The 9,819-nt window shown below is 71.7% G+C and carries 11 protein-coding genes; 1 reads left to right on the plus strand and 10 read right to left on the minus strand.

The annotated features are described in order from the left end of the window. From NON00_RS22870 to NON00_RS22890, 5 genes are all read right to left on the minus strand, one after another. Nucleotides 1–613: translation initiation factor IF-2 associated domain-containing protein (locus NON00_RS22870; protein WP_256025091.1), on the minus strand; the 613-nt coding region annotated here is incomplete at its 3' end. Between the two features lie 63 nt (nt 614–676). Further along, nucleotides 677–1,363 (minus strand): RNA-binding protein, encoded by a 687-nt coding sequence (locus NON00_RS22875; protein ID WP_256025092.1) that lies wholly within the window; start codon nt 1,361–1,363, stop codon nt 677–679. A gap of 97 nt (nt 1,364–1,460) precedes the next feature. After that, complete coding sequence (gene nusA / locus NON00_RS22880; RefSeq protein ID WP_256025093.1) at nt 1,461–3,014, minus strand: transcription termination factor NusA; 1,554 nt, start codon at nt 3,012–3,014, stop codon at nt 1,461–1,463. Between the two features lie 5 nt (nt 3,015–3,019). After that, nucleotides 3,020–3,661: a ribosome maturation factor RimP gene (gene rimP / locus NON00_RS22885; RefSeq protein WP_370688760.1), complete on the minus strand. Its 642-nt coding sequence runs from the start codon at nt 3,659–3,661 to the stop codon at nt 3,020–3,022. A 45-nt stretch (nt 3,662–3,706) separates the two neighbouring features. After that, a complete protein-coding gene (locus NON00_RS22890) occupies nt 3,707–4,189 on the minus strand; it encodes a hypothetical protein (protein WP_256025096.1) in 483 nt (160 codons plus the stop codon). Here NON00_RS22890 and NON00_RS22895 point away from each other — a divergent pair. Next, the gene (locus tag NON00_RS22895) at nt 4,188–4,442 is read left to right on the plus strand and encodes a hypothetical protein (protein ID WP_256025097.1); all 255 of its coding nucleotides are present in this window, start codon (nt 4,188–4,190) and stop codon (nt 4,440–4,442) included. The genes NON00_RS22890 and NON00_RS22895 overlap by 2 nt on opposite strands. A 4-nt stretch (nt 4,443–4,446) precedes the next feature. Here the strand turns inward: NON00_RS22895 and NON00_RS22900 are convergent, their stop codons facing one another. From NON00_RS22900 to dapB, 5 genes are all read right to left on the minus strand, one after another. After that, the gene (locus NON00_RS22900; RefSeq protein ID WP_256025098.1) at nt 4,447–5,151 is read right to left on the minus strand and encodes a tRNA (guanosine(46)-N(7))-methyltransferase TrmB; all 705 of its coding nucleotides are present in this window, start codon (nt 5,149–5,151) and stop codon (nt 4,447–4,449) included. Then, nucleotides 5,148–5,771, minus strand: coding sequence for a trans-aconitate 2-methyltransferase (locus NON00_RS22905; RefSeq protein WP_256025099.1), 624 nt, complete (start codon nt 5,769–5,771; stop codon nt 5,148–5,150). Before NON00_RS22905 ends, NON00_RS22900 begins: the two co-directional genes overlap by 4 nt. A 205-nt stretch (nt 5,772–5,976) precedes the next feature. After that, entirely contained in the window at nt 5,977–7,164 is a 1,188-nt protein-coding gene (gene metK / locus NON00_RS22910) for a methionine adenosyltransferase (protein WP_256025100.1), read from the minus strand. Nucleotides 7,165–7,418: 254 nt separating this feature from the next. After that, the gene (locus NON00_RS22915) at nt 7,419–8,801 is read right to left on the minus strand and encodes a hypothetical protein (RefSeq protein WP_256025101.1); all 1,383 of its coding nucleotides are present in this window, start codon (nt 8,799–8,801) and stop codon (nt 7,419–7,421) included. A gap of 140 nt (nt 8,802–8,941) precedes the next feature. Beyond that, on the minus strand, nt 8,942–9,682 hold the full coding sequence (dapB, locus tag NON00_RS22920; protein ID WP_256025102.1) for a 4-hydroxy-tetrahydrodipicolinate reductase: 741 nt from the start codon (nt 9,680–9,682) through the stop codon (nt 8,942–8,944). Nucleotides 9,683–9,819: the final 137 nt, after the last annotated feature.

A 9,819-nucleotide genomic window follows, 5' to 3' on the forward strand; every position in this document is an offset into this window, starting at 1 on the left:
GGCCATGGGCCGCCGGGCGCGGGCCCTGGGCGGCGGCGGGGGCCGGCTGCGGCGCGGTCTTGCGGGTGGCTTCCTCGACCTTGCGGCGGGCCTCGGCCTCGGCCTTCTCGCGCGCCTCTTCCTCGGCGCGGCGGACGGCCTCCTCGGCGGCGCGGCGCTCTTCCTCGGCCTTGCGCGCGGCTTCCTCGGCGGCGCTGCGGAGCTGGAGCGCCTGGCGCTCGCGCTCCTCACGCTGGCGCTGGGCCTCGAGGCGACGCATCTCCTCCAGCACGCGCAGGCGGTTGGCCTGCTCCGCCTGGGTCAGCGGGCGGCCGGTGGCCGAGCCGCTGCCGCCCCGGTTCACCGGGCCGCTGGCGCGCTGCGGGCCGCCCGCCGGGCGGGGGCCGCTGGCCTGCTGCGGGCCGGCGGCCGGCTTGGTGGTGGTGTTGGCCGGCGCGGCGGGGGCGCCGGGCGGGCGCTTCTTCACCACCTCGACCTGCACGGTCTTGCCGCGACCATGGCTGAAGGACTGGCGCACCGTGCCCGCCGCCTCGGTCTTCCCAAGTTCGAGGCGGCCGCCGGGCCGAAGGCTCAGCCTGCTCTTCGCCGCGTCCTGCTCATTCTGGTCGCTCATTCGTCCGCCTGAACCCGATCCGTCTTGTGCCATCAATTCCTCTGTCGCGAGCCGTTGCCGGGCTCACGTCCCCGCTCCGCTCGCGACGCCGGAGACAGCGGCCAGACGGCCCGCCTCCTGCAAGATCACCTCGGCGATCCGTCCGGGTGCGATCGCCACATGCACCGCGTGGTCCCGTCCGAACACCATACCCAGCTCCTCCGCCGTCAGGGCCAGGACGATGGGGGTGCCCCGCCGTCCGGCCAGCCTGTCCCGCTCGGCGGGGCTGCCATCCTTTGCCTCGACCAGCACGGCCGCGCGCCCGGCCTGGAGCCATTCGCGCACCTGCTGGAAGCCAGACACCGCCTGGCCGGCCCGGCGCGCGAGGCCCACCTGGTCGCGGATGCGACCCTTGAGGCCAGTCTCGATCCGGGCGCGAAGGTCTGGGGGCAATTGCACCTGGCCGCGGGCCGCCCTTGAAAAGGCGCCCCGGCTGAGCGCGCGTTCTAGCACATCGGCCCGCGCGCTCAACCACATTCCCCGGCCGGGCAGGCGCCCGGCGAGGTCCGGCACGATTTCCCGCGCGGGGCCCAGCACGAAGCGCAGCATGGCTTCCTTGGGCAGCGTCTCGCGCGTCACGATGCAGCGGCGCAGCGGGCCTTTCAGCTCCGGCTCCGGCGGCCCGGACTCCTCGGTGCCAGACTCTTCCGCGCCGGACTCTTCTGCGCTGGAATCTTCCGTGCCGGAGTCTGCCAAGGCGGAGTCTGCCATGGCGGAGGCTACCGCACCGGGGCCTGCCACCCCGGAGTCCAGGACGCCGCCGGGGAGGATGCCCTCCTCCGGCGCGGTGCCCGGCCGCGTGTCGGTGTTACTGGTCGTCGTCCTTCTCCCCGGCCGCCTTCGCCTGCTCTTCCTGGGCGAACCAGTGCTCGCGGGCGGCCATGATGATGGCATTCGCCGTTTCCTCGTCCACCGCATCGGTGCCGAGGATCTCGATCAGTTCATCCGCCGCCAGGTCGGCCAGGTCGTCGAGCGTCTTCACACCCTTCTCGCCCAGCGTCACCAGCATGGCGGGGCTGAAGCCGCCGGCCTCGGCCACCGCATCCTCGACGCCCAGCGCCTGGCGCTTCTCGTCCAGCTCCTGGTCGCGGCGGTCCAGGAAGGCCTGCGCGCGGCGCTTCAGCTCGGCGGCGACATTCTCGTCGAAGCCCTCGATGCCGGAGAGATCCTCGTCCGGGACCTCCACCAGCTCCTCCACCGTGCCGAAGCCCTCGGTCACCAGCAGGCCGGCGATGACGTCGTCCACATCCAGCGCCTCGACGAAGAGGCCGGTGCGCTTGCGGAACTCCTCCTGCCGGCGCTCGCTCTCCTCGGCCTCGGTCAGGATGTCGATGTCCCAGCGGGTGAGCTGGGAGGCCAGGCGCACATTCTGCCCGCGCCGGCCGATCGCCAGCGAGAGTTGGTCATCCGGAACGACAACTTCAACCCGCTTGCTGTCGTCATCCATCACCACCTTCGACACCTCGGCCGGGGCCAGGGCGTTCACCACGAAGGTCGGGTTGTCGGAGGACCAGGGGATGATGTCGATCTTCTCGCCCTGCAGCTCGGCCACCACCGCCTGCACGCGCGAGCCGCGCATGCCGACGCAGGCGCCGACCGGGTCGATGCTCGAGTCGCGGCTGATCACCGCCATCTTGGCGCGCGAGCCCGGGTCGCGGGCCACCGCCTTGATCTCGATGATGCCGTCATAGATTTCCGGCACTTCCTGGGCGAAGAGCTTGGCCAGGAAGCCCGGATGGGTGCGGCTGAGGAAGATCTGCGGGCCGCGCGGCTCCTCGCGCACGTCGTAGATATAGGCACGCACGCGGTCGCCATTGCGGAAGGCCTCGCGCGGGATGGTCTCGTCCCGGCGCAGCAGGGCCTCGGCGCGGCCCAGATCGACCATCAGGTTGCCGTACTCGGTCCGCTTGACGACGCCGTTGATGATCTCGCCCACGCGGTCCTTGTATTCGTTGAACTGCTTGGAGCGCTCGACCTCGCGCACGCGCTGGACGATCACCTGCTTGGCGGTCTGCGCGGCGATGCGGCCGAAATCGATCGGCGGCAGCGGGTCCACGATGAACCCGCCGACCGCGATGCCCGGCTTGATCTTCTGCGCGATGCGCAGCGGGATCTGCGTCGCCTCGTTCTCGACCGGCTCCTGCTCCACCACCTCGGTCCAGCGGGAGAGCTTCACCTCGCCGGTGCGGCGGTCGATGACGGCGCGGATGTCCTTCTCATGCCCGTACTTGGCGCGGCCGGCCTTCTGGATGGCCTGCTCCATCGCCTCAAGCACTTCGTCGCGCTCGATCATCTTCTCGCGCGCCACCGCCTCGGCGACCTGCAGCAGCTCCGGGCGGGCAATGGCAACGTCAGCGGCCATGATGCTCAGTTCCTCTTGGCGTAGGGCGATGCATCGTCATCGTCCGGGGTCTCCTCGCCCCGGGCGCGCGCGGCATCCGCCGCCGTGGCGGCGATCAACTCGTCCGTCAGCACCAGCTTGGCGCGGCGGATGTCCCGGCGGGGCAGGGCGGCCTCGGCGCCGTCCTCCAGCCGCAGCCGGGCCGTCTCCTCGTCCGCAGCGAGGATGGTGCCGCGGTAGCGGCGCCGCCCCTCGAAGGGAATGGCCATTTCCACCGTCGCCAGATGGCCGGCGAAGCGCACCCAGTCCTTCGTCCGGGTCAGCGGCCGGTCGATCCCCGGCGAGGAGACCTCCAGGTTCCACTCGCCCGTGAAGGGGTCGTCCACGTCCAGCACGGCGCCGGCGGCATGGCTGATCGATTCGCAGTCGGCCACGCCGATCGGCGCGCCATCGGTGCGGTCGGCCATGATCTGGACCGTGGGGGTCTGCTTGCCCTGGATCTGCACGCGCACGATCTCATAGCCCATCGCCGTCAGCGTCGGCTGGATGGCGGCAGCAATGCGGGCCTCAAGGCCCTCGTTCTGTGGCAGATCGTCGTCCAAAAACAAAAAAGGCGGCCCGCTAAGGCCACCCCCCTGGCTGTGCAGCGAAGATGTTCTGCCAGCCATATAGTCCTCCCGCGCCGCCGGCACAAGAAAATGCCGCAGCCTCTCTCAGCCGGCCTCCAGCCGCGCCGCATGGGTGACGCGGCAGAGCCCGTGCGCCCGCGGCGAGAGCACGGCGCCGGCGAGGCGGTTATCCTCCACCTCCGCCAGGCCGAAGCCGTGGCGGCGCAGCAGGAGGAAATGGCCGGTGACGCGCACGAGATGCAGCCCCGGCTCCAGGTGGCGCCGCGCCAGGGTGATCAGCGTCGGGCGGGCCTGCGGCAGGGCCACCGGCCGCGCCACCACCCCCGCCAGCCCCAGCGCCGCCACCACATCGCGCCAATAGGCGGTGACGATCTCCCCCGCCGCCGGGTAGCGCGCCGGCGCCACCTGCCGCAGCAGGGCGCAGGCCTCGGCATAGGAGCGGTTGGCGGCCAGCGCCACGGCCGCCGGGCCGCACCAGGGGAGATGCCCGCCCCGCTCGGCCGCCAGGGCCTCAGGGCCGCGCCGCCCGGCCTCGCCGGCGGGAGAGAGGGAAAACGTTGCGTCCATGGACGGACACGATGTCGTGATGCTGCGCTGCCGGTCAATTCGCGCGCGCGCCTCACCCCGAAATCGCCCGCCGCTGTGGCGGGCGCGTCACGGCGGGGGCTGGGCATTTTCAGAGAAGAGGTTCTTTTTTGAAAAAAAGAACCAAAAAACTTTTATCGTTGGGCGTCCCGCCGTGACGGGAGACGGCGGCAGCCTGAAAAAAGTCTTTTTGCTTCTTTTTCTTCAGAAAAAGAAGTTTCTTTCATTAACCTGAAATTTCAGGCTTTCCTCCGCCACACCCAGTACATCGGCTGGCGGCCCTCGCGCAGGGCCTTGGCCTCGTAGCGCGTGCCGGGCCAGCCCTCGGGGCGGCTGAGGTCGAGGGAGACGCGCTCGAACACCTCCTGCGCCCCCATCACCTCGGCCACCCAGGCCTGGTAGGTCGGGTCATCGGTGGCGATGCGCCATTCGCCGCCGGGGCGGATGGCGCGTTCCAGCACCGGGATGATGCTGGGGTGGACGAAGCGGCGCTTGGCGTGGCGCGCCTTCGGCCAGGGGTCCGGGAACATCAGGAAGAGGCGGGAGAGGCTGCCCTCCGGCAGGGCGCGCAGCAGCCGGCGCGCATCCTCGGTCCACAGGCGCAGATTGGGCGGCAGGGGGGCGGTGGCCTCGCCGCCTTCCGGCACCAGCCGGGTGAGCAGGGAGCAGATGCCGTTCTCGAAGACCTCGGCGGCGATCAGCCCGGCCTCGGGGTTCTTCTCGATCTGCTCCAGCGCGTGCTCGCCGCCGCCGAAGCCGACTTCCAGCCACAACTCGCGCGGGCGCACGGGGAAGCTCGCCAGCGGGTCCGCCGGGTCGAGCGCCAGGCGCGGCAGGGTGGTGTCCAGCAGCGTCTGCTGCCGCTGGCGCAGCGGGTGGCCGCGCCGGCGGCCATAGAGGCGGTCCGGAACGGCGGGAGCAGGGGCGGCTTCGGGAGTGGTCAATTGATCACCAGCAGGGTCTGGATGCGTTCCCACGCATCGGTCCAGTATTCGGAAACATAGGCGCCCTTGAAGCGGTAGGGCGCGGCGCGCAGGTCCACGGTGCGGAAGCGCCCCGGCGCGATATCGGTGTTATGGCGCGGCCGCATCTGCACCTTGCTGATGGAATTGGTCAGCAGGGCGAAGCGGTAGCGCGGCACCACATGCCTGCGATAGTGGAGGATCTCCGCATCCGGCAGGTGCTGCAGCACGTCCTTCATCAGCAGCAGGTCGGCCTGGGGCAGGGTGGCCGGGTCTTCCGGCGCCAGCTCGAAGCGCACCTTCTCCCCGCCATAGGCGGCCTGGTTCCGCTCGATCAGGTGCGGCACCACGTCCACGCCCAGATAGCTGGCCTTGCCGAAATGGATGTAGCGGGAGAACTGCCAGTCGCCACAGCCGATATCGACGACGCTGCGGATATTGTTGCGGGCGATGAAGCGTTCCAGGAACTGCCGGTATTCCAGCGTGGCGACGGGGGAGGAGCCGGGGCCCGAGGTGCCGCCCCAGGCCGGGCCGGCATAGACCGCCTCGAATACCTCGCGGTACTGGCTGCGGTCGGGGGGTGGGGGGGCGTCATCATCCATGCGTCACGGGCTCCTGCGCGGCCATTGTGGAGAGGCTGGGGCTGAGAGGCTGGTGCTGAGAGGCTGGGGCGGTGACGCGCCCACCACCATCCGGCGGCGATCTTGCCGCCGGGCCTGCCCGCAGGCCAGGGGCTTGCGGGCCCTGGATGGGCCATCCGGGGAGGCGGTTCCGTGGGGCGGGGCGTGCCCGCCCCACGGCATGGGCTCAGCGGCCGAAGGCGCGCTTCAGCTCGGGGACCAGATCGGTCTTCTCCCAGGTGAAGGTGCCCTTCACCGGGTCCGGCGTGCGGCCGAAATGGCCATAGGCCGAGGTCGGCGCGTAGATCGGCCGGTTCAGGTGCAGGTGCTCGCGGATGCCGCGCGGGGAGAGGTTGACCATGTCGTTGACGACCTTGGCCAGCTTCGCCTCGTCGATGTCGCGGCCCGTGCCGTGCAGGTCGAAATAGACCGAGAGCGGCTTGGAGACGCCGATGGCGTAGGAGACCTGGATGGTGCACTTCTCGGCCAGGCCGGCGGCCACCACGTTCTTGGCGAGGTAGCGGCAGGCATAGGCGGCGGAGCGGTCCACCTTGGTGGGGTCCTTGCCGGAGAAGGCGCCGCCGCCATGCGGCGCCGCGCCGCCATAGGTGTCGACGATGATCTTGCGCCCGGTCAGGCCGCAATCGCCATCGGGGCCGCCGATGACGAAGGTGCCGGTCGGGTTCACGTAGAACTCGTCCTCCGGCACGGTCCAGCCGGCGGGCAGGCTGGAGATGACGATCGGCCGCACCAGCTCGCGCACCTGGGCCTGGGTCAGGCCTTCCTCGTGCTGGGTCGAGACGACGACGGAGGAGACGCCCACCGGCTTGCCATCGACATAGCGCAGCGTGACCTGCGACTTGGCGTCCGGCAGCAGGCCGGCCACCGACTTGTCGTGGTTGTGGCGCAGCTCGGAGATGCGGCGCAGGATCAGGTGGGCATAATAGAGCGGCGCCGGCATGAGATCGGGCGTCTCGGTGCAGGCATAGCCGAACATGATGCCCTGGTCGCCGGCGCCTTCATCCTTGTTGCCGGCCGCGTCCACGCCCTGGGCGATGTGCGCGGACTGGGCATGCAGGTGGCAGGCGATTTCCGCATTCTTCCAGGAGAAGCCTTCCTGGTCATAGCCGATCTCGCGCACCGCCATGCGGGCGAGGTGCATCAGCAGCTCGGGCGTGACGCTCGCGGGGCCACGGGTCTCGCCGGCCAGGACGATGCGGTTGGTGGTGACCAGCGTCTCGCAGGCCACGCGGGCATACGGGTCGGCTTCCAGGTAGGCGTCCAGCACCGTATCGCTGATGCGGTCGGCAACCTTGTCGGGGTGGCCTTCGGAGACGGACTCCGAGGTGAACAGATACTCGCCCTTGTCGCGCATGGCCTTAATCGTCCTCTTGTCGCGTTGGCGACCGGTTCGCCCCGGCCTGGCTCTCCCCGCGGAATCGCGGCCGGGCTGTTTCGCAAGAGGGGGGCAGGGGGTCAAGGGCGCTTCGGGGCCTCGGCCCTGCGCTTCTGCCCCGCGCTGGGGCCATGGGCCTGCGGGCCCTGATGGGTTTCCAAAGGCCTCAGGCCTTTGGTGGGGAGAGTTTGAGAGGGGCGAAGCCCCTCTCAACAGGCTGCCCTCTTCTCGTATCAGCGCACCACGGCGCGGGCCTCGCGCCGTGCGCCGCCGCGTGCCGCCTGCTCCCGCAGGGCCAGCTCACGTGCCGCCGCCGCGCGCAGGGCCGGGATATCCTCATCCGGCGGCGCATCCTGCGGCCCGGCGTGGAAACGGCCCGCCACCGCCACCGCCTCTGGCGCGTCGCAGGCGGGGAAGAGGCGGTCCGCCTCGCGCAGATGCCGGGTGCCGGGGGTGATCAGGCCCAGCCGGGCCTGGGCCTGGGCCTCCTCGCAGAGCAGGGCGGGGTGGGACTTCCCCTCTGGCCCTTTCCCCTCTGGCCCCTTCCCCTCTGGCCCATCGCGCAGCAGGGCATAGACCCGCAGCGCCTCGGCCAGCAGGAAGGGGTTGCGTTCCACCGCCCCCAGGCGCTGGGAGATCCAGGCGCTTTCGGCCAGCAGGCGCCGCATCAGCGCGGGTGAGGGCTCTTCCGCCGCCATCAGGCTGGTCATCGCCTGGAACAGGGCCACGCGGGCGGCCTGCCAGTGCGCCTGCCAGGGCAGGCGGGCGCGCCAGGGCTGCGGTGCCGGCTCCGCCGCCTGCCAGAGCCCGAGCAGGATGAGAATATGCGCCCGCCCCTGCCAGGACAGGGCCAGCCCCTCCGCATCGGCGGCGCGGCGGCGGGCGCGCCGCTCGGCATCGCGGGCGGCCAGGGCCTCGCGCAGCAGGGCCGGGCTGTGCTCCAGCCGGGCGGCGGCCAGCAGGGCCTCGGCCCGTTCGCCCTGCACCGCGCCGGTGTCGCGGCCGGGGCGCAGGGCGAGGGTGGCGCGATAGGCCCCGGCGCCCTGGCGCAGCAGCGCCGCATCCCCCCGCAGCAGGCCGAGCGCGGTGAAGGCATGGCCAAGGTTGCGCCGGGCGGCGGCCTCCTCCCCCCGCAGCCCCAGCCGCGTGAAAAGGGGGAGGCTGGCCTCGAAGCTGGCCCGCGCCGCCTCCAGCGCCGCCGCGTCGCCGGTGATCTCGCCGAGGAGGGCCTGGGCGGTGCCCTGGCTGTTGTGGCGCTGGGCGCGCCGCCGCGCTTCTTCTGGCGGCGTCAGCGCCAGCGCCTCCTCATAAGAGAGGATGGCCCGGCGCAGCAGGGCAGGCTCCATCCGCTCCAGGCCCAGGCTGGTCAGCGCATCGGCGAGGCTTTCCAGCAGGCCGGCGCGGTCCGGGCAGGGCTCCACCCCGCCGGCCAGCAGCGCCTCGAAGGCCGCCGCCGCCTGGGCCAGCGGGGCGCGGCCCTGCATCGCGGCATCCAGCAGGGCTTCGGCCTGCCGCTGCGCCGCCGTGCAGTTCTGCGCCGCCAGCCCCGGGCTGGCCCAGCCCAGGGCCAGCAGAAGCGGGAGCGCCCCCAGGGCGCGGCGCAGCGGTGATGCCATGACGATCCCCCTCCCGCGTGGAAGGCAGCGGGATCGTCATGAGGTCTTATTTGCTTGGGTTTATCAACTATTGCGTTAGAAAAGTGCCCGGAGGCTGTGGCCGAACCCCGCCAGGGGGGCCGGGAGGGGCCTGGACCCTCTCAGCCCATGCCGAGCACATGCTTCATGTCGTAGAGGCCCGGCGCCCGCCCCGCCGCCCAGCCGGCGGCGCGCACCGCGCCGGTGGCATAGACGCGGCGGTCGAAAGAGCGGTGTTGCAGCACGATCTGCTCGCTGCCGGAGGTGAAGATCAGCGAATGCTCGCCGACGATCTGCCCGCCGCGCAGCGCGGCGAAGCCGATCGGGCCGGTGCCGCGCGCGCCGGTATGGCCATCGCGCCCGCTTTCCAGCCCCGCTTCCTCCAGCGTCTGGCCACGCCCCTGCGCCACGGCGCGGCCCATGGCGATGGCCGTGCCGGAGGGGGCATCGACCTTCTGGCGGTGATGCATCTCCAGGATCTCGGCATCGTATTGCGCGGGGGGCAGCACGGCGCCCATGCGCTCGGCCAGGGCGAAGACCAGGTTCACGCCGGGCGAGAAATTGGCGGCATAGACCACCGGCACGGCCTTCGCCGCCGCGGCCACCGCCGCCTCCTGCGCCGCCGAAAGGCCGGTGGTGCCGAGGATCAGCGCCTTGCCGTGCCGGGCGGCGAGGGCCGTATGCCGCTCCACCGTGCTGGCATGGGTGAAGTCGATCACCACATCGCTGGCGGCGAAGAGCGCCTCCGCATCCCCCTCGCGGGTGATGCCGCCGGCCAGCTCGGCGCCCGCCGCCGCGACCTCCTCGGCCAGCAGCCTGCCCATCCGGCCGGAAATGCCGGCAATGCCAATGCGGAGCGCCATGGTCTGTCCCTCTCGGTGCTGGCGCCATGTTCACCAGCCGGAGACAGGCCGCAAGAGGGCCGGGGGGGGGGGGGGGGGGGGGGGGGGGGGGGGGGGGGGGGGGGGGGGGGGGGGGGGGGGGGGGGGGGGGGGGGGGG

This window comes from Roseomonas sp. GC11 (genome assembly GCF_024437745.1).
GTDB lineage: Bacteria > Pseudomonadota > Alphaproteobacteria > Acetobacterales > Acetobacteraceae > Pseudoroseomonas.